Origin of the sequence: Streptomyces liliifuscus (genome assembly GCF_016598615.1) — a bacterium.
Classification (GTDB): Bacteria; Actinomycetota; Actinomycetes; order Streptomycetales; family Streptomycetaceae; genus Streptomyces; species Streptomyces liliifuscus.
On record NZ_CP066831.1, the window covers coordinates 1,823,615 to 1,841,735 of the forward strand.

17 protein-coding genes and 1 tRNA gene are annotated in these 18,121 nt (G+C 69.6%); 5 read left to right on the plus strand and 13 right to left on the minus strand.

What is annotated here, in order from left to right:
* Position 1: 1 nt before the first annotated feature.
* Entirely contained in the window at positions 2–454 is a 453-nt protein-coding gene (locus JEQ17_RS07885) for a VOC family protein (protein WP_234048118.1), read from the minus strand.
* A 103-nt stretch (positions 455–557) separates the two neighbouring features.
* Here JEQ17_RS07885 and JEQ17_RS07890 point away from each other — a divergent pair, with 103 nt between their 5' ends.
* Positions 558–1,142, plus strand: a complete 585-nt coding sequence (locus tag JEQ17_RS07890; protein WP_200394539.1) for a TetR/AcrR family transcriptional regulator — start codon at positions 558–560, stop codon at positions 1,140–1,142.
* 108 nt (positions 1,143–1,250) lie between these two features.
* Here the strand turns inward: JEQ17_RS07890 and yjfF are convergent, their stop codons facing one another.
* From yjfF to JEQ17_RS07945, 11 genes are all read right to left on the minus strand, one after another.
* Complete coding sequence (yjfF, locus tag JEQ17_RS07895) at positions 1,251–2,288, minus strand: galactofuranose ABC transporter, permease protein YjfF (RefSeq protein WP_200394540.1); 1,038 nt, start codon at positions 2,286–2,288, stop codon at positions 1,251–1,253.
* Complete coding sequence (locus JEQ17_RS07900; protein WP_200394541.1) at positions 2,288–3,379, minus strand: ABC transporter permease; 1,092 nt, start codon at positions 3,377–3,379, stop codon at positions 2,288–2,290. The genes yjfF and JEQ17_RS07900 overlap by 1 nt, the downstream gene beginning before the upstream one ends.
* On the minus strand, positions 3,376–4,914 hold the full coding sequence (locus tag JEQ17_RS07905) for a sugar ABC transporter ATP-binding protein (protein WP_200394542.1): 1,539 nt from the start codon (positions 4,912–4,914) through the stop codon (positions 3,376–3,378). The genes JEQ17_RS07900 and JEQ17_RS07905 overlap by 4 nt, the downstream gene beginning before the upstream one ends.
* A 251-nt stretch (positions 4,915–5,165) precedes the next feature.
* Positions 5,166–6,176 carry an ABC transporter substrate-binding protein gene (locus JEQ17_RS07910; protein WP_200394543.1) on the minus strand — a complete coding sequence of 337 codons (1,011 nt, stop codon included), beginning with the start codon at positions 6,174–6,176 and terminating at the stop codon, positions 5,166–5,168.
* 156 nt (positions 6,177–6,332) lie between these two features.
* Positions 6,333–7,379, minus strand: a complete 1,047-nt coding sequence (locus JEQ17_RS07915) for a LacI family DNA-binding transcriptional regulator (protein WP_200394544.1) — start codon at positions 7,377–7,379, stop codon at positions 6,333–6,335.
* Between the two features lie 550 nt (positions 7,380–7,929).
* A tRNA-Pro gene (locus tag JEQ17_RS07920) sits at positions 7,930–8,003 on the minus strand.
* A 157-nt stretch (positions 8,004–8,160) separates the two neighbouring features.
* Entirely contained in the window at positions 8,161–9,039 is an 879-nt protein-coding gene (locus tag JEQ17_RS07925) for a MurR/RpiR family transcriptional regulator (protein ID WP_200394545.1), read from the minus strand.
* A 146-nt stretch (positions 9,040–9,185) separates the two neighbouring features.
* On the minus strand, positions 9,186–10,112 hold the full coding sequence (locus tag JEQ17_RS07930; RefSeq protein ID WP_200401376.1) for an ABC transporter substrate-binding protein: 927 nt from the start codon (positions 10,110–10,112) through the stop codon (positions 9,186–9,188).
* 113 nt (positions 10,113–10,225) lie between these two features.
* Entirely contained in the window at positions 10,226–10,915 is a 690-nt protein-coding gene (locus JEQ17_RS07935; RefSeq protein ID WP_200394546.1) for an ABC transporter permease, read from the minus strand.
* Complete coding sequence (locus JEQ17_RS07940) at positions 10,912–11,577, minus strand: ABC transporter permease (RefSeq protein WP_200394547.1); 666 nt, start codon at positions 11,575–11,577, stop codon at positions 10,912–10,914. The genes JEQ17_RS07935 and JEQ17_RS07940 overlap by 4 nt, the downstream gene beginning before the upstream one ends.
* A complete protein-coding gene (locus JEQ17_RS07945; protein WP_200394548.1) occupies positions 11,574–12,839 on the minus strand; it encodes an ABC transporter ATP-binding protein in 1,266 nt (421 codons plus the stop codon). The genes JEQ17_RS07940 and JEQ17_RS07945 overlap by 4 nt, the downstream gene beginning before the upstream one ends.
* Before the next feature lie 119 nt (positions 12,840–12,958).
* Here JEQ17_RS07945 and JEQ17_RS07950 point away from each other — a divergent pair, with 119 nt between their 5' ends.
* The 4 genes from JEQ17_RS07950 to JEQ17_RS07965 all read left to right on the plus strand — a co-directional run bounded on the left by JEQ17_RS07950 (position 12,959) and on the right by JEQ17_RS07965 (position 17,044).
* Positions 12,959–13,969 carry an ornithine cyclodeaminase family protein gene (locus tag JEQ17_RS07950; RefSeq protein ID WP_200394549.1) on the plus strand — a complete coding sequence of 337 codons (1,011 nt, stop codon included), beginning with the start codon at positions 12,959–12,961 and terminating at the stop codon, positions 13,967–13,969.
* Positions 13,966–15,531 carry an HAL/PAL/TAL family ammonia-lyase gene (locus JEQ17_RS07955; protein ID WP_200394550.1) on the plus strand — a complete coding sequence of 522 codons (1,566 nt, stop codon included), beginning with the start codon at positions 13,966–13,968 and terminating at the stop codon, positions 15,529–15,531. Before JEQ17_RS07950 ends, JEQ17_RS07955 begins: the two co-directional genes overlap by 4 nt.
* A complete protein-coding gene (locus JEQ17_RS07960) occupies positions 15,528–16,433 on the plus strand; it encodes an amidohydrolase family protein (RefSeq protein WP_200394551.1) in 906 nt (301 codons plus the stop codon). Before JEQ17_RS07955 ends, JEQ17_RS07960 begins: the two co-directional genes overlap by 4 nt.
* Before the next feature lie 74 nt (positions 16,434–16,507).
* Positions 16,508–17,044: a cupin domain-containing protein gene (locus JEQ17_RS07965; RefSeq protein WP_200394552.1), complete on the plus strand. Its 537-nt coding sequence runs from the start codon at positions 16,508–16,510 to the stop codon at positions 17,042–17,044.
* 16 nt (positions 17,045–17,060) lie between these two features.
* On the opposite strand, the gene JEQ17_RS07970 is transcribed toward JEQ17_RS07965, so the two are convergent.
* Positions 17,061–17,975: a YceI family protein gene (locus JEQ17_RS07970; protein ID WP_200394553.1), complete on the minus strand. Its 915-nt coding sequence runs from the start codon at positions 17,973–17,975 to the stop codon at positions 17,061–17,063.
* Positions 17,976–18,121 lie beyond the last annotated feature (146 nt).

The window sequence follows — 18,121 nt, forward strand, 5'->3', positions numbered from 1 at the left end:
TCTATTCGGCTCGGCCGGAAACGTACTGGGCCGCGTACTCACCGGTGGCCGGGACGTTCGTGATGACGTCGACCATGACGCCGTCGGGTGCCCCGACGATGAAGTGACGCTGCCCGAACTCCTCCGTGCGCAGCGTGAGGAGCACGGGCAGGCCCGCCTCCTCGACCAGTCGCCGGTGTTCGGCGTCGGCGTCCTCGACCTCGAAGTTGAGCAGGAGCCCGCCCCGGACGGGGACGCGATGCCCTTCGGGGAGGGTCGGGTGGGTGTGGTCGAGCAGTGCGAGTTCGTACTGCGGGGCCTCGGTGTGCCTGAGGCTCACGTACCAGTCGGCCTCGAAGGTCGCCTCGAACCCGAAGTGACGGACGTAGAAGTCGCGCGACGCGGCGACGTCACGGGTGGCGATCACCGGGTAGAAGCCGCTGAGCCGGGTCTTCATGGCATCTCTCTCTTTCATGACAGCTCTCCTCCGCTCGCACACCCCGTTTCACATACCCGGGGTATGTGAAAAAGAACGTTAGCATACCCGGGGTATGCGAACTCGATGAGGTGGAGCGCGGATGGCTGTCACGAGGGCCGAGCAGCGGGCGGCGACCCGGCGGGCGCTGTTGGCCGAGGGGCGTCGGCGGTTCTCCGCCGACGGCTACCACGACGTGGTGCTCGCGGAGGTGGCCCGGGCCGTCGGGGTCACGAAGGGCGCGGCCTACCACCACTTCGAGAGCAAGGCGGGGCTCTTCCGGGCCGTGGTCGCCGAGGTGCAGCGCGAACTCGGCGAGAGGGTCGCGGAGTCCGCCGAGCGGTACGACGACCCGTGGGAGCGGCTACGGGCCGGTTGCCGGACCTTCCTGGCCGCCGGGTCCGACCCGGCCGTGCGCCGGATCCTGCTGGTGGACGCCCCGACCGCGCTCGGCTGGGACGAGTGGCGGGCCATGGACGAGGAGTCCTCCGCCCGGCATCTGGGCGAGGCGCTGGAGGCCTTGGTGGAGGCCGGGGTCATCATCGAGCAGCCGGTGGAACCGCTGGCCCGTCTGCTGTCGGGAGCCATGAACGAGGCCGCGCTGTGGCTGGCCCGCGTGACGGACCCGGAGGCGCAGGCTCGGACCGAACAGGCCCTGGACCGGCTGCTGAACGGGCTGCGGGCCTGAGACCCTGACCGAACTCACCGTATCCGCAGCCCTGTTGGCAACGGCAAGCGGCGAGGGGCCACCTCCCTTGAGGTGGCCCCTCGCCGCGCCGCGGACGGAAGGGAGCCGTCAACTTCCCCCCGCCACGGCTTTCTTGCGGCTCGTCATCGCTCGTTGGATCAGGATGAACGCGCACAGGAGTACACCCGTTGCGATCTTCGTCCACCACGAGCTCAGTGTGCCCTCGAACTGGATGAGGCTCTTGATGAGGCCGAGGACGAGGACGCCGAAGAGGGTGCCGATCACATAGCCGGAGCCGCCGGTGAGGAGCGTGCCGCCGATGACGACCGCGGCGATGGCGTCGAGCTCCATGCCGGTGGCGTGCAGCGGGTCGCCGGACTGGATGTAGAGGGTGAACAGGAGACCCGCGAGCGCCGAGCAGAAACCGCTCATCGTGTAGACGGCGATCTTGGTGCCGCCCTGCGGAAGCCCCATCAGCAGGGCCGACTGCTCGTTGCCGCCGATGGCGTACACCCGGCGTCCGAAGCGCGTGTAGTGCAGGACGTAGAACGCCGCGGCCAGTACCACCAGCGCCACGATGGCCCCGATGGAGAGGAAGGCCCCGCCCAGTGACACCTGGGTCTGGGCCATGCTGCTCACGGAGGAGTCGCCGATGGAGATGGACTCCTTGCTGATGACCAGGCACAGGCCCCGGAAGAGGAAGAGGCCGGCGAGGGTCACGATGAAGGGCTGGATCTCGAAGTTCTGGATCACATAGCCCATCAGGAAGCCGCCGAAGGCACCCACGGCGAGTGCCATGGGTATCACCACCACGATCGGCAGTCCCTGACGTTCCACCAGCCATGCTGTGAACATGGTCGTGAAGCCGATGACCGAGCCGACGGAGAGGTCGATGCCGCCGGACAGGATGACGAAGGTGGCGCCGACGGCCGCGACCAGCAGATAGCTGTTGTCGATGAACAGGTTCAGGAAGACCTGTGCTTCGGCGAACCCGTAGTTCTGGTACCGGCTCAGGCCGATGCCGTACATCACGAGGAAGAGACCGGCCGTCACCAGGACGGGAAGTCGCCGGTCGCCGAGTACGCGCGCGGCCTTGCCTGCCGTGCGGCTGTCCGCCACGGTCGGCCGCTGGGTGGTCGTGCTCATCACGACACCTCCATCTTGGGAGAGGCCTCGGCCGCCGGGGCGGTCTCCGCCGGTGCCGGTGCCGCGGTCTGCTTGCCGCCGCGCTTCGCGCCGAACACCTTGGCGCGGAACTTCGGCGACTGCATCAGGCAGACGATGATGACGACGGCGGCCTTGAAGACCAGGTTGGTCTGGGTCGGCACGCCGATGGTGTAGATCGTGGTGGTCAGGGTCTGGATGACGAGGGCGCCGACGACCGTGCCGCCGATGGAGAACCGGCCGCCGAGCAGCGACGTACCGCCGATGACCACGGCGAGGATCGCGTCGAGCTCGATCCACAGACCGGCGTTGTTGCCGTCCGCGGCCGAGGTGTTGGAGCTGATCATCAGGCCCGCGATACCGGCGCACAGCGCGCAGAACACGTACACCATGATCTTGATCCGCATGGACCTGATACCGACCAGACGGCTGGCCTCGGCGTTGCCGCCGACGGACTCGACGAGGAGGCCGAGGGCCGTCTTGCGGGTCAGGGCCACGGTGACGGCGACGACGGCGGCCACGATGAAGATGGAGAAGGGCAGAGTCAGCCAGTAGCCGCCGCCGATCAGCTTGTACGGCTCGCTGTTGACGGTGATGATCTGCCCGTCGGTGATGAGCTGGGCGACACCGCGGCCGGCGACCATGATGATCAGCGTGGCGATGATCGGCTGGATGCCCATCCGGGCGACCAGGAAGCCGTTCCAGAGGCCGCAGACGATGGCGGCCGCCAGCCCGATCCCCAGGGCCAGGAACACCCCGGACAGGGCGCTCTGGTCGGCCTGGTCGCTGATGTACGAACAGGTCAGGGCGCCGGTGATGGCGACCACTGCGCCGACGGAGAGGTCGATGCCGCCGGTGGCGATGACCAGGGTCATGCCGACCGCGACCAGGATGAGGGGCGAGCCGAACAGGACGATCGAGACGAGGCTGCCGTAGAGGTGGCCGTCCGTCATCTTGATGGCGAAGAAGTCGGGTGTGAAGGGAACGTTGACGAGCAGCAGGATGACCAGCACGGCGACCGGCCAGAACAGGTGATGGTGCGTCAGCGCTCGCCATCGGGGAGTGGTGGTCACTGGTGCTCTCCGCTCGCGATGGTCTCCAGGATCCGGGTGGTGGTGATCTCGGGCCCGTTGACGAGCTGCGCCACCAGCTTGCGGTCGCGCAGCACTCCGATGGTGTGGCTGAGCCGCAGGACCTCCTCCAGCTCAGCCGCGATGTACAGCACGGCCATGCCCTCCTCGGAGAGCGAGACCACGAGCTTCTGGATCTCGGCCTTCGCGCCGATGTCGATGCCGCGCGTCGGCTCGTCCAGGATCAGCAGTTTCGGCTGGGTGATCAGCCAGCGGGCGAGCAGCACCTTCTGCTGGTTGCCGCCGCTGAGCTGGCCGACCCTGGCCTCGGGGTTGGCGGGCCTGATGTCCAGGGCCTTGATGTACTTGGCGACGAGTTCGTCGCGCTGGGCGACCGGGATGGGCCGGGTCCAGCCGCGGGTGGCCTGCAGGGCGAGGATGATGTTCTCCCGCACCGTCAGGTCCGGTACGAGGCCCTCGGTCTTGCGGTTCTCCGAGCAGAACGCGACGCCCGCGGCGATCGCGTCGTTCGGGGCACTCATCGAGACCTGCTTGCCGCCGATGGTCAGCCGCCCGCTGTCGGGGTGGTCGGCGCCGAAGAGCAGCCGGGCGAGTTCGGTGCGGCCGGATCCGAGGAGTCCGGCGAGTCCGATGACCTCGCCCTTCTTGATCTCCAGGTCGAAGGGGGCGATGCCGCCGACGCGGCCGAGGCCGTCGGCCTGGAGCAGCGGTTCGCCCACGTCGGAGTGGAGTTGCTGGTCGTGCAGCTCCTCCAGCTGGTCGAGGGCCTTGCCGATCATCAGCTGGACGAGGCCGACCTGGTCGAGGTCGCGGACCATGTGCTCGCCGACCAGGGCGCCGTTGCGCAGGACGGTCATCCGGTCGCAGACCTCGTAGATCTGGTCGAGGAAGTGCGACACGAAGAGGATCGCGACGCCCTCGTCCTTCAACCGCCGCATCAGGGCGAAGAGTTCGAGGACCTCGTCGCGGTCGAGGCTGGAGGTCGGCTCGTCGAGGATGAGCACCTTGGTGCCCGCCCCCTGGCCGTCGGCGTCCCCGGTGCCCACCGACCGTACGATCGCGACCAGTTGCTGCACGGCCAGCGGGTACGAGGACAGGGGCGCGGTGACGTCGATGTCGAGGCCGAGCCGGTCGACCAGCTCGGCGGCCTCCCGACGCAGCCGCTTCCACTGGATGCGGCCGAAGCGGGTGGGTTCGCGTCCGATGAAGATGTTCTCCGCCACCGACAGATTGGGGCAGAGGTTGACCTCCTGATAGACCGTGCTGACGCCGGCCTGCTGCGCCTGCGACGGGCTGGCGAACCGTACGGTCGTGCCGCTGAGGGTGATGGTGCCGCCGTCCAGGGGGTGGACCCCGGTCAGCACCTTGATGAGAGTGGACTTTCCGGCGCCGTTCTCGCCGAGCAGGGCGTGGATCTCGCCGGGGAAGAGCCGGAAGTCGACACCCGACAGAGCCCGTACCCCCGGAAACTCTTTGACTATGCCCGTCATCTCCAGGACGGGCAGCGGCTCTGCCATGGCAGCGCTCCTCATGGATTTCGTTCAGGCCCGCAGGGAGCCCCCTGAGCCGAGGTCTTCGGCCGGACGGAGGCTCCCTGGCGGTGGGTGCGGTCGGTCGGTACGTGCGGGTCGACACCCGCGGATCCATACCTGCGGATCCGTACGTGCGGATCGGCACCCGCGGATCAGTGACTGCGGATCGGCACCCGTAGGTCGGTACCTGCGGGGTCAGCGCCCGTGGGTCAGTACCTGCGGGAGGCGCCCCTGGGTCAGTACTTGCGGGTCGGGAGCGCGTCCTTGGCCTGCTCCTGCAGGAAGTCGCCCTCCTTGGTCTTGATCCGGCGCTCGACCGTCTCGCCGTCGTTGACCTGCTTCACGAGCTCCATCAGCTGGGGGCCGAGCAGCGGGTTGCACTCGACGATGCCGTTGATCTTGCCCTCGGACATCGCGACGAAGCCGTCCTTCACGCCGTCGACCGAGACGATCAGGATGTCCTTGCCGGGCTTCTTGCCGGCCGCCTCGATGGACTGGATGGCGCCGAGGGCCATGTCGTCGTTGTGCGCGTAGAGGACGTTGATGTCCGGGTTGGACTGCAGGAAGGCCGCCATGACCTGCTTGCCGCCGGCCCGGGTGAAGTCGCCGGTCTGGCTGACGACGACCTTCCAGTCGTCCTTGTGATCGGCATCCATGATCTCCTTGAAGCCCTTGGCGCGCTCGATCGCGGGGGCGGCACCGGTGGTGCCCTCCAGCTGTGCGATCTTCACCGCGCCCTTGTGGCCGGCCTTCTCGAGGACCTTCTCCAGCATCTTGGCCGCGCGCCGGCCCTCGTCGGTGAAGTCGGAGCCGATGAAGGACACGTACAGGGAGTCGTCGGAGGTCTCGATGGAGCGGTCGGTGAGGATGACCGGGATCTTGGCGGACTTGGCCTCCTTGAGCACCGCGTCCCAGCCCGTGACGACCACCGGCGAGAAGGCTATGACGTTCACCTTCTGCGCGATGTAGCTGCGGATCGCCGAGATCTGGTTCTCCTGCTTCTGCTGGGCGTCGGAGAACTTGAGGTTGTAGCCGGCCTCCTTGGCCGCCTCCTTCACCGACTTGGTGTTGGCGGTACGCCAGCCGCTCTCCGAGCCGACCTGTGCGAAGCCGAGGGTGATCTTCTTGCCACCGCTGCCGCCGGCGGAGGAACTCGAGCCGCCCTCGTCCTCCTTGGCGCAGGCCGCCAGGCCGCCCGCCGCCGCCACGCCGACCGCCGCGGTGAGGAAGTTCCTTCTGTTGAGCATGTGTCTTCTCCTTTGAAGAGCCGGTCCCTGGGGGACCTGCTGGTACGCCGTGCTACTCGCCGGGACAGGCTGCCCTCGTCCAGCCTGTCGATCATTGTTCGACATATCGGCCATACGGATGCGGTGAAAATCGGCCGTCGGGTGCTGTGCGCGGTGTCAGGTGGGGGCTGCGCCCGGGTCCGCGGTGTACGGGAAAGTGCTTGCGCGGACCACGAGTTGGGGCTCGATGGCGAACCGGGGTGTCCCGGCCGGGTCACGGCCCTCGATCAGGTCCAGGAGCAGGGCGATGCTCCGTTTGCCCACCGCCGAGAAGTCCTGCCGGACGGTGGTGAGCGGTGGGGCGAAGAACTCCGACTCCGGTATGTCGTCGAAGCCGACCACCGCGACGTCCTGGGGGGTGCGCACGCCCGCTTCCCGAAGGGCCCGCAACACCCCCAGTGCCATCTGGTCGTTGGCGACGAAGACCGCGGTCAGCCCCCTGCCCACCCAGCCGGCCAGTTCCTGGCCCGCCCGGTAGCCCGACAACGGACTCCAGTCCCCGCGCAGGGACATCGGCGGCTCGACACCGGCCTGTTCGAGGGTCGCCCGCCAGCCGGCGGCCCGGTCGGCCGCCTCCTGCCAGTCCTCGGGTCCGGCGAGATGCCAGACCGTACGGTGACCGGCGGCCAGCAGATGACCGGTGGCCAGCCGTGCACCCATGAGCTGGTCCACGTTGACGCAGGGGATGCCCACGCCCGGTCCGCTGCCCACGGTCACCACCGGGAACGGGTGGCGGAGTTCGGCGAGGGCCTCGACCGCCGACCGCTGCGGGGCGATGGCGACCACTCCCTCCACCCCGCCCTCACTGAGGTGGTCCAGGGCTTCGGACAGCGCATCGACGGTCAGTTTGCGCAGACTGACCGTGGAGACGAGGTAGCCCTCGGCACGCGCCGCCTCCTCGAGTGCGAAGAGGGTGCTGGCGGGACCGTAGAGCGTCGTGTCGGAGGCGACGACACCCAGGGTCCGAGTGCGCCGGGTGACCAGGGCTCGTGCGGAGGAGTTGCGGCGGTAGCCCATTTCCTCGATCGCGTGCAGCACCCTGGCCCGAGTCTCGTCCCGCACGTTGGGGTGATCCCCCAGAACACGGGAAACAGTCTGGTGGGACACGCCCGCCAGTCGCGCGACATCGGCCATGGTGGGCGGCCGAAGCTGCGATTGTGCCATGGCCGCACCTCCTTGGCGGTCGTATACCGGAAGATTTCTGTGACACCCGTGGACGTCTCCGTGCGGAGGGGCCCGGCCCGCAACGACGGCAACCGGCCCGCCGCCGAGCCGGGTAACTCTCCGGGCGGGAGCTCCACGACTGGTGCCACGGAGGCGAGTTGGGGCGTCGCGAACGCCATGGTCGTACCTCCCTGGAAGTCGGCTGGTGATTGCGGAGGTCATTGTGAGCGCTAACAATTCATGCCGGTCAAGAGGGTCGACAACAGGAGGACGTCACGTTTGAGTAACGCGGCGGAAGCACGCGGTGTCGGGCCGGCGGCCCACAACGCGGGTTCACGGCAAGGGTCTTGACGCGCTTCGGACACGGCTCTATTTTCGGCACCGAAACTTCGAACTACGAACGAAATATCGGACGTTGATGATGATCGGTTCCAGCCAGAGGCACTCACCCCTCCCCCGACGATGCTGAGCATCGGCACAACGCCCGCACGCGAACCCGCACGCGAAAAGGGCCCTCACAGGCTCTCGCCTGCGAAGACCCTTCGCTCTGTCGGGACGACAGGATTTGAACCTGCGACCCCTTGACCCCCAGTCAAGTGCGCTACCAAGCTGCGCCACGTCCCGATGCGCTTCGTCGCGGAGTTCCGCGTGAACACGCAGGTGAACCTTACCGTACGCGCCTGGTGACCGCGGCCGGCACGGCGCCCGTGCCCGGTGTCGGGACAGCGCCCGCGACCGGTGTCACTGGAGCATCCCGTCGCGCGGCGCTCGCCCGGGCCGGTCAGTCGACGAACAGGCCCCGTGCGGCCGCCCGTGTGTCGAACTCCTCCAGGCGGGCCTGGGCGTCGGGCAGGGCGTCGCACATCGCTTCCAGGAGGACCTGGCCGAGGAGCATGGGGGCGCTCACCGTGTCGAAGACCAGGTCGGTGCCGACGGCGGCCGGCAGGAGCAGGTCGCTGTGGGCGGCCACCGGGGCGAAGGTGCCGTCGGCGATCGTCACGACGGTCAGTCCCGTCGCGCGGGCGTGGTCGAGCGCGGCGAGGAGTTCGGCCGGGTGGCGCGGCAGGGCGAAGCACATGAGGGCGCTCGCTCCGGCGTTCTTGGCCATGTCGATGCGGTCGGCGAGGCGTGAGCCTCCCTCGTCGAGCAGACGTACGTCCGGGTGGACCTTGGCCGCGAAGTAGGCGAAGCCTCGGGCCTGGGCCGCGGAGGCACGCAGTCCGAGCACGGGCAGGGGCCGCGAGGCGGCGAGCAGCCGTCCCGCGCGTTCCACGGGTCCCGCGTCGGCGAGCAGGGACGCGAGTTGGAGCAGATGGTGGATCTCGGCCCGTACCGCCTGCTGGTAGGGGTTGGCCGGCCGCGCGTCCACGGTCGGCCCGGCGGGTGCCACGTCCCGCAGGTGCCTGCGCAGGGCCGGGTATCCGTCGAAGCCGAGGGCGACCGCGAAGCGGGTCACCGACGGCTGGCTCACCCCGGCCAGTTGAGCCAGTTCCACGCTCGACAAGAAGGGTGCGGCGGCTGTCTGCCGGACCAGACAGTGGGCGATACGGCGCTGTGTGGGCGTCAGCCGGCGCCCCTCGAACAGCTGGTGCAGCCGCGCGGGCTCGACGGCCCCCTGGGGCGCGCCGGCCCCGACGCCGGTCCCGTCCGTGTCGGTCACCTTGGTCCCCCTTCCTGCCGCGGACTCGTCACGGGCCCTGCCTGACTCCTTGCCGGCGTGCCGGGCCTTCGCCAGGCGTGCCGGCTCTTCGCCCGGCGGGCCGGACCTTCCGCTATCGGTGTGGAAGGTCCGGGCGGCCGTCGGTGTCAGCCGGCGAGGCCGGCGTTCGTCAGCCATTCCTTGGCGACGTCGGAGGCGTCCTCCTTGTCATTGACGAGCTTCTTCATCATCTCCAGCAGGTCCTCGGTGGTGAGCTTGGCCGAGAGGGCGTTGAGGGCCGCCTTGGCCTTGTCGTCGACCGCGGACTTGTAGACGAGGGGGGTGACGTTCTGCGAGGAGAAGAGGTTCTTCGGGTCCTCCAGAACGACCAGCTTGTCCTCGACGATGGCGGGGTCGGTCGTGTACAGGTTGGCGGCCTGCACCTTGTTGTCCTTCAGCAGCTTCAGCAGGGTGCTCTGGGCACCCGCGTCCAGCGGCTGGAACTTCCCGAACTCGACGCCGTAGACCGTCTTCAGACCGACACCGCCCTGCGTGCGGGTCTTGAACTCCGAACCGGCACCGATGGTCATGTCCTTCGCGACCGGCTTCAGGTCCGCCAGGGTCTTGAGGTTGTGCTTGGCCGCGGTCTCGGCGGTGACCGTGACCGAGTCCTTGTCCTCGGCCGCGGCGGAGTCGAGTATCTCCACGGACTTCGGGAGCTTCGCCTTCAGCTCCGCGTTGATCTCCTCCGTGCTGGTGGCGGTGCTCTTCTTGTCGACCGCGACGGACAGCAGCGCGCCGTTGTACTCGGGGAAGACACCGATGCCGCCCTTGACCACCTGGTCGTAGTACACCTCGCGGGCTCCGATGTCGAACTTGCGGGTCACTTTCAGGCCCTTGTCCTCCAGGGCCTGGGCGTAGATCTCGGCGAGGAGCTGGTTCTCGGGGAAGTTCGCCGAGCCGACGACGATGGATTTGCCGCCTCCGCTGTCCTCGCTGCCGCCCGACAGCGGGTTGTCGTCGCTGTCGCCGCCCCCTCCGCAGGCGGTCAGGGCGAACGTGGTGATGAGGCCGAACGCGGTGGCGCGGACGATGGCTTTCATGGGTGTTTCCTTTCTTGTGAGCCCTCAGAGGAGCTCTCCGGGCCTTCAAGAGCTCCCGGGGCCTTCAGGAGCGTGGGAGTTCGGGAATTCAGGAACTCTGGAAATCAGGACTTGGTCGCCGAGGGCTGGAGCCCCGGCGAGACGACGACGCGCCGCAGCGCGGTGAAGACGGCCTGGACGACGAGCGCCAGCATGACGACGACGGCGGAGCCGCCGATGACCAGTTCGTAGTTGTTGCGGGCGAGTCCGTCGACGATGAAGCGCCCCAGACCGCCGAGACCGGGGTACGCGGCGACGGTCGCCGTGGCCACGACCTGGATCGCGGCGACCCGCAGCCCGAGCAGGATCAGCGGCAGCGCCATCGGCACCTCGACCTTCAGCAGGACCTCCCAGCCGGTCATGCCCATCCCGCGCGCCGCGTCCCTGGTGTCGGGGTCCACGCCGCGTACGCCCTCGAAGGTGTTGATGAGGATCGGCGGGACCGCCAGCGCGACCAGGGCGACCAGCACCGGCGTGGTGCTCAGCCCGGCGACCGTGACGACGAGGACGACCAGACCGAAGGTGGGGATGGCCCGCGCGAGGTTCGCCACGCTCGCGACGGCGAACGCGCCCCGGCCGGTGTGCCCGACCAGCAGTCCGAACGTCAGCCCGATCAGGGTGGCGAACACCAGTGAGATGCCGCTGTACGTCAGATGCTCCGCGAGCCGGTTCGGGATGCCGTCGTCCCCGCGCCACTGCTGGGACGACGTCAGCCAGTCGCCCACCAGCTCGATCTGGTTCAGGAAGTCGTTCACGCCGTCGCCCCCTTCCCACGCGCCCATGGTGTGAGCAGCCGCTGTGCCAGCACGAGCAGTGCGTCGGTGACGAGGGCCAGCAGCATGATCAGTACGGTCGCGGTGATGATCGGGGTCGGGAAGTCGAGCTGGAGTCCCCGGGTGATGTAGTAACCGAGGCCGCCCTGTCCGATCAGCTGCCCCACGGCGACGAGGCTGATGGACGAGACGGCGGCGACCCGGACGCCGGCCACGACGACGGGTACGGCGATCGGCAGCTCGACCTGGACGACACGGCGTACCGTGCTGAATCCCATGGCGGTGGCCGCCTGCCGTACCGGTTCGGGGACCGAGGCCAGTCCGTCCACGACGTTGGGTATGAGCACCGACAGTGTGTAGAGCGTCAGCGGGATCATGACCGTGCGTTCGGTCAGCCCCGTGTAGCGCACGAAGATCATGAACAGGGCCAGCGACGGGATCGAGTACAGCACGTTGGCCGCGGTCAGGGTCGGCGGGTAGATCCACCGCCAGCGGTGGCAGAGGATGCCGAGTGGCACGGAGATGAGCAGTCCGAAGAGCACCGGCAGGAGTCCGAGCCGCAGATGGACGCCGGTGTAGTCGGCCAGCTCGCCGATGTGATCGCCGATCCAGTCCCAGCGTATGAGGGGTTCGTCGTCTCTCATCGCCCATCACCGCCCGCGCCCGCGCTGTCGGCGGAGTCGCTGCCGCTTCCCTTGTCACCCTTGGCGACCTGCACCTTGGACACCGCGTCCTCGGCGGTCGCCACGTCGGCCGACTCGCCGCCCGCCGGGGACTCCTCGGCCGTGCTCTTCTCGACCGCCGCGTCGCCGACAGCGCCGTCCCCGGTCATCGCCGCGGACAGCTCGTACGCGTCCGCGACCCCGACTACCGCGCCCTGGGGGTCCACGCCCACCGCGAGCCGGGACGGGGACAGCAGGGCCGCGTCGAGGGCGGCCCGGGCCGAGTCGCCGGCCAGGCTGAACGTGTGGCCGAGCGGGGTCAGCGCGGCGTCCGCGAGGGTGCCGCCGTTCGGCAGATCGGCGACCGCGGCCCAGCCGAGCGGCCGACGGTCCCCGTCGACGACGAGCACCCAGGGTTCGCTCGCGGCCCGGGCCCGGGCCACCGGGGAGTCGGCCGGCAGGACCAGCCCCTCCCGCAGCGGCAGATCGGCCGCCTTGACGAAGGACAGTCGGCGGATGCCACGGTCCTGGCCGACGAAATCGGCCACGAAGTCGTCGGCGGGATGCGCGAGCAGCCGCTCCGGGGTGTCGAACTGCGCGAGCTTGCCCCCGGTGCGGAGCACCGCGATGTGGTCGCCGAGCTTGATCGCCTCGTCGATGTCATGGGTGACGAAGACGATCGTCTTGTTCAGTTCCTTCTGCAGCCGGATGAACTCCGCCTGCAGCTCCCCCCGGACGATGGGGTCGACCGCGCTGAACGGCTCGTCCATCAGCAGCACCGGCGGGTCCGCGCCCAGCGCCCTGGCCACCCCGACACGCTGCTGCTGTCCGCCGGAGAGCTGGTACGGATAGCGCTTGGCCATGGCGGCCGGCAGCCCCACGAGCTCCAGCAGCTCCGCCGCCCGCGAGCGCGCCTTCTTCTTGCCCCAGCCGAGCAGCAGCGGCACGGTCGCTATGTTGTCCAGCACCGTGCGGTGCGGGAACAGCCCCGCGTGCTGGATCACATAGCCGATGCCCCGGCGCAGCTCCGGGGCGGCGATCTCCCGGATGTTCTGGCCGCGCAGGCTCACCGTGCCGGCCGTCGGCTCCACCATGCGGTTGACCATGCGCAGAGTCGTGGTCTTGCCGCAGCCGGAAGGGCCGACCAGGACCGTGATGCCGCCCTCCGCCAACTCCAGCGACAGCTCGTCCACGGCTGTCGTGCCGTTGGGATAGTTTTTGCTCACCGCGTCGAATCTGATCAAAGCTGCCCCTTACCCGACTGCATATGGTCATGCAGAGTTGTGTGTGGCTGAATTACAGTCAATCCCCTTTTGTAAACGGGACGTTACGTTCGTCCGAAGAAAGTGAAAGGGTGCCCGGAATGCAGGCGTTTGACCCGGTTTGGTTCACGTTCCTGAACGGCTCGGACATCGAACAGCTCGAACTTGACGACACCGAGGTGCTCGACGCCGTCGAGCAGGGGCTGCGTGCTCAGGGCCGCGGGGAGACGGTCATCGAACCACGGGTCCACCTCACGCCCGATCCCTCGTTCAACGGCCATTTCAACGTCCTGCGCGGCTATATCGCGCCACTGGGGCTGGCCGGAGTCAAGATTGTGGGCGACTACGTCGGCAACTACAAGGCCGGGCTGCCCTCCGAGATGGCGCTGCTCAACCTCTTCGACCCGCGTACGGGCATGCCGGTGGCGGTGGTCGACGCCACGGCCATCACCGAGATGCGCACCGGTGCGCTCACCGCGCTCGGGGCGCGGGAGCTGGCCCGCCCCGGCTCCAAGGTGCTGGGGCACATCGGCGCCCGCGCCACCTCGTACTGGAACGTCCGCCTGCTCGACCGGATCTTCGACTTCGACGAGATACGTGTCCACTCGCGCCGTCCGGAGAGCCGTGAGGCCTTCGCCGAGCGGCTGGAGCGCGATCTCGGCAAGCCCGTGACCGTCACGGACGACTGGAAGTCGTGCGTCGAGGGCGCGGACATCGTCGTGGAGGCGTCCCGGCTGGAACGGCCCGAGCCCCTGCTCAAGACGGAGTGGATCGCTCCGGGAGCGCTTGTCGTACCGTACGGAACGATGAGCGCGGTCGAACTCTCCCTCACCGACATCATGGACAAGGTCGTCGTCGACGACTGGGGCCAGTGCCGGTCCGGGCCGTTCGGTGCCCTGCGCGCGCATGTCGAGTCGGGGCGGCTCAGCGAGGAGACCCTGTACGGGGAGCTGTGCGAGATCGTCGTCGGCGACAAGCCCGGCCGTGAGCGCGACGACGAGACCATCCTGTTCTGGCATCGCGGCCTCTCGTTGTCCGACATCGCGCTGGGCGCGGCCATGCTCAAGAAGGCCGAAGAGCGTGGCCTCGGGCAGAACCTGCGGTTCTCATGACCGGTACGTTTTCCGCTCCTACCCCGGCAGTCGCGGCTGACGCCGTGGTCCTCGACGGGCGCGCCCTCGCCTGCGACGACGTCGCCGCCGTCGCCCTGCGCGGCGCCCGGGTCGCGTTGGCCGAGGAGGTCCTGCCCCGGCTGGAGCGCGACCGCGCGGTCGTCGACGACGTGGTCGACCGTGAGGTGCCGACGTACGGCCTGACGACGGGTCTCGGCAGCCGGTCGTCGTACGCGCTGCCGCGGGCCGAACTCGGCGAGTTCAGCGTGCGCACGGTCCGGGGCCGGGCCAACGCGGTGGGCGATCCGCTGCCTGTCCCCGTCGTACGCGCCGCCCTGCTGGCCCGGGTGAACGGCATCGCGGGCGGCGGCAGCGGAGTGCGGCCGGAGATCGTGCCGCTGCTGGTCTCCATGCTCAACTCAGGGGTGCACCCGGTGATCCCCGAGGTGGGGTCGATCGGCGCCTCCGACCTGTGCCAGATGGCCCATGTCGGCCTGGTCGTCATCGGCGAGGGCCGGGCAGAGGTGTCCGGTGAGGTGCTCGACGGGTCTCGGGCACTGCGGCGGGCCGGACTGGCCCCCGCCGAACTGGGGCCCAAGGACGGGCATGTGCTGTGCAGCGCGAGCCCGCTGGCCGCTGGCGTCGGCGCCCTCGCACTCCACGAGGCGGCGGCCGTCCTCACCCTCGCCCAGGCGGTCACGGCCCTCACCTTCGAGGGGTTCCGAGCGAACACGAGCCCGCTCGACACCCGCGTACTGGGCCTGCGTCCGGCCCCCGGTCAGGCCAGGGCGGCCGGCGAACTGCTCGCGCTGCTGGACGGCGGCGAACTGGCTGATCCCCTGCACGCGAGGCGCGTCCAGGACCCCGTGAGCCTGCGCTGCGCAGCCCAGGTGCACGGAGCGCTGCACGCCGCCCTGGACTTCGCCCGGGCCGCGCTGGAACCCGAGCTCAACGGCTGCGGCGACAACCCGGTGGTGCTGGCCGACACCGGGGAGATCCTCTCGTCCGGCAACTTCCACACCCCGGCCCTGGCCCTCGGCTTCGACACCGTCGCGCTGGCGCTGACGCAGACCGCGGCGATATCGGCCGAGCGCATGCGGCGGCTGCTGAATCCCGCCGTCAGCGGACTGCCCGCGAACCTCTCGTCGTACGGTCCGGAGCGTTCGGGTTTCGCGCCGCTGTCCAAGACGGCACAGGCGCTCGTCGCCGAGATCCGTGCCCTGTCCGCGCCCGTGTGCACCGACCCCCGGCACGGCGCGGACGCGGTCGAGGACGACTCGACCAACGCGGCGCTCGGGGCGCGACGGCTGACGACGATGCTGGTCAGGCTGCGGCAGCTGCTCGCGGTCGAGGCCCTGGCCGCGGCACAGGCCGTGGACCTGGCGGCCCCGGCGACCGTGGGACGCGGACCCGCTCTCCTGCACCGCGCGATCCGCGGGCTCGTGCCGCGCCTGGACGACGACCGGCCCTGCGGAGTGGACGTGGACAGTGTGAGCGATGACGTCCTGGGCTCCGACGAGGTACGAAGCGCTCTGCACGCTTTGGTGGAAGGACCTTCGTGACCAATGTCGACGTACACCAGCATCTGTGGACCGCCTCGTTCCTCGCGGCCCTGCGCGCGCGTGACGAGCCGCCGTTCCTGGACGGCTGGACCCTGCACACGGCAGGTGAACCGCCCTACGAGGTCCCGTCCGCCGACCACGACGTAACCGGGCGCGCCGAACTGGCCGCCGCCGACGGGCTCGGCAGGGCGCTGGTCTCGATGTCCGCCCCGCTCGGCGTGGAGTGGCTGCCGTCCGACGAGGCGCGCCCGCTGCTCGCCGCCTACCACGAGGACGCGGCCGGCCTGCCCGAGCCGTTCGGGGCCTGGGCCGCCGCCTGCGTCCGGGACATCGACGCCGACGCGACCGCCGCGGACCTCGACCTGGGGTTCGCCGGGCTCCAGCTCCCGGCGAACGCCCTCGCCGACGCGGCCGGGTACGCGCGCTGTGCCCCGCTGCTCGATCTGCTCGAAGCGCGCGGCCTCCCGCTGTTCGTCCACCCCGGCCCGGCGCCCGGCGCCTCCCCGGGGCCCGGCTGGTGGCCCGCGATGGTGCCGTACGTGCAGCAGATGCACTCCGCGTGGTTCGCCTTCCGGGCGTTCGGCAGGCCTCGTCATCCCCGGCTGCGGGTGTGCTTCGCGCTGCTGGCCGGGCTCGCCCCGCTGCACGGGGAGCGCTTCGCCGCCCGTGGCGGGGACGAGGGGCGCGGCGGGGTCGATCCCGACGTGTTCGTCGAGACGTCCTCGTACGGTCCGCGTGCCGTCGACTCGGTCGTCCGCGTCCTCGGTACCGACGTGGTCGTGATGGGCTCGGACCGGCCCTACGCGGAACCGCCGCAGCAGCCCGGCTTCGGTCTGGGCGGGGCCACCGCGTACGCCTTCCGCATCACCAATCCACGCCGCCTGCTCACCGGAAAGGACTGACCGCGCCCCACGGCATCACGCAGCGGCCACCCGTGACCGTCGTCCAACTCGCAACCGGCACAAGGGGGATGACCATGAACCCGACCCCGATCGACACGACCGCGCTCGCCGAACTCGGCGCGTCCGAACGGCCGTTCAGGCCCGAGGAGTGCGCGGACCGGGCCCGCCGGGCGGCGGCGTTCGTCGACACCGCCGCGCTCGACCGCTCCGGCCCCGGCTCGTATCTGCTGCTGTGGCGGAACGATAACTCCGAGGCGTGGCTGAACACTTGGTGGCAGTCGCGCGACACCGGCTACCACGACCACCAGGGATCCTGCGTCGGCGTGCACGTGATCGAGGGCGCCGCCTGGCAGGAGGGGCTGCCGGTGGGCGGCCCGCGCCGCGCCCGCCGGTACGGGCCCGGCGAGTCGTTCTCGTTCCCGGGTTCGGGCGTCCACCGGATGGACCACGACGCCGGAGCCGTGACCGTCCACGTCTACTCGCCGCCGATCGAGGCCATCGGGCACTACGAGATCGTCGACGGCGAACTCCACCGCACGGCCGGACCGCCCGACGAGGGCTCCCCGGCCAGCCCCCGGCTGCTCGACGCCCTCAACTCGATCGGGCGGTGAGTCCGGAAAGGGCCCGCTACTCCGGCGGCGTGGGCGTGTCGTGCGTGCGGTACATCGCCTGGACGTCCAGTTCGAGCTGGATCGTGGGACCGACCACCGCGATGCCGCGTGCCAGCATGCTTCGCCAGTTGAGCGTGTAGTCCTCCCGGTGCAGTTCGGCCTTGGCCAGGGCCGCACAGCGCAGCTCCTCGCCGTAACCGCCGTTCACCGTGCCGAGGTACGTCGTGTCCAGGGCCACCGAGCGGCTCACCCCGTGCATCGTCAGCGAGCCCTGAAGGACCCACTTGCTGCCGCCGCGGTACGCGAACCGCGTGCTGTGGAAGTCGATGAACGGGAACCGCTCGACATCCAGGAAGTCCGCCGACCGGAGGTGGTTGTCGCGGGTCGTGTTGCCGGTCGTGATGCTCGCCGCGTCGATGCGGACATGGACCCGGGACTCGGTGATGTCCTGAACGATCTGGATGCCGCCGTCGAAGCGCTCGAAGCGGCCGTGGACGTTGGCCATTCCGACGTGCTTGGCGATGAAGCGGATCGCCGTGTGGGGCGGGTCGAAGAGCCAGGTGCCGGCCGGCGGCAGATCGAGCTGACGGGCCGGCTCCAGGCGGGCGTACAGGGTGGGGAGGGTGACACCGGCGACGATCTCGACGGTCTCGCGGACCGGGGAGAGTCCCTCGGCCATGACCATCATGCTGTAGCCGCCGGGCGGCAGCACGGCCATGAAGAAGCCGTACGGGTCGGTGGTGCCGCGGGCCGCGACGCGATGGGAGTCGAGCGCGGTGATCGTGACGTCGGCGCCGCCCATGGGCTGCCCCATGGGGTCCGCGACCTCGCAGCCGACCGCGCCCGCGCCGGGCGGCAGGGGCATTGTGAGGCCCGCCGCGGCGGCGGAGGCGTCCCTGGAACGCCGACGCCGAAGCAGTCCGAGGGCCATGATGTTCACCTGTCTTCTCAATTCCGTTGCGTGCCATGGCTCGACGACCTCCCACGTACCCGGTGGCCCGTGGGCCGCACGGACACGGGCACGGCGAACCGGGACGTGAGCCACTCATGATCATGATCCGGCCGTCCACGGCGTGG

What these genes read in the sequence shown, in the direction of transcription:
- JEQ17_RS07950 (WP_200394549.1), top strand. Translation starts at nt 12,959, where the DNA reads ATGCAGGCGTTTGACCCGGTTTGGTTCACGTTCCTGAACGGCTCGGAC.
- JEQ17_RS07940 (WP_200394547.1), bottom strand. Translation starts at nt 11,577, where the DNA reads ATGAGAGACGACGAACCCCTCATACGCTGGGACTGGATCGGCGATCAC.
- JEQ17_RS07955 (WP_200394550.1), top strand. Translation starts at nt 13,966, where the DNA reads ATGACCGGTACGTTTTCCGCTCCTACCCCGGCAGTCGCGGCTGACGCC.
- yjfF (WP_200394540.1), bottom strand. Translation starts at nt 2,288, where the DNA reads ATGAGCACGACCACCCAGCGGCCGACCGTGGCGGACAGCCGCACGGCA.
- JEQ17_RS07910 (WP_200394543.1), bottom strand. Translation starts at nt 6,176, where the DNA reads ATGCTCAACAGAAGGAACTTCCTCACCGCGGCGGTCGGCGTGGCGGCG.
- JEQ17_RS07970 (WP_200394553.1), bottom strand. Translation starts at nt 17,975, where the DNA reads ATGGCCCTCGGACTGCTTCGGCGTCGGCGTTCCAGGGACGCCTCCGCC.
- JEQ17_RS07965 (WP_200394552.1), top strand. Translation starts at nt 16,508, where the DNA reads ATGAACCCGACCCCGATCGACACGACCGCGCTCGCCGAACTCGGCGCG.
- JEQ17_RS07890 (WP_200394539.1), top strand. Translation starts at nt 558, where the DNA reads ATGGCTGTCACGAGGGCCGAGCAGCGGGCGGCGACCCGGCGGGCGCTG.
- JEQ17_RS07915 (WP_200394544.1), bottom strand. Translation starts at nt 7,379, where the DNA reads ATGGCACAATCGCAGCTTCGGCCGCCCACCATGGCCGATGTCGCGCGA.
- JEQ17_RS07885 (WP_234048118.1), bottom strand. Translation starts at nt 454, where the DNA reads ATGAAAGAGAGAGATGCCATGAAGACCCGGCTCAGCGGCTTCTACCCG.
- JEQ17_RS07905 (WP_200394542.1), bottom strand. Translation starts at nt 4,914, where the DNA reads ATGGCAGAGCCGCTGCCCGTCCTGGAGATGACGGGCATAGTCAAAGAG.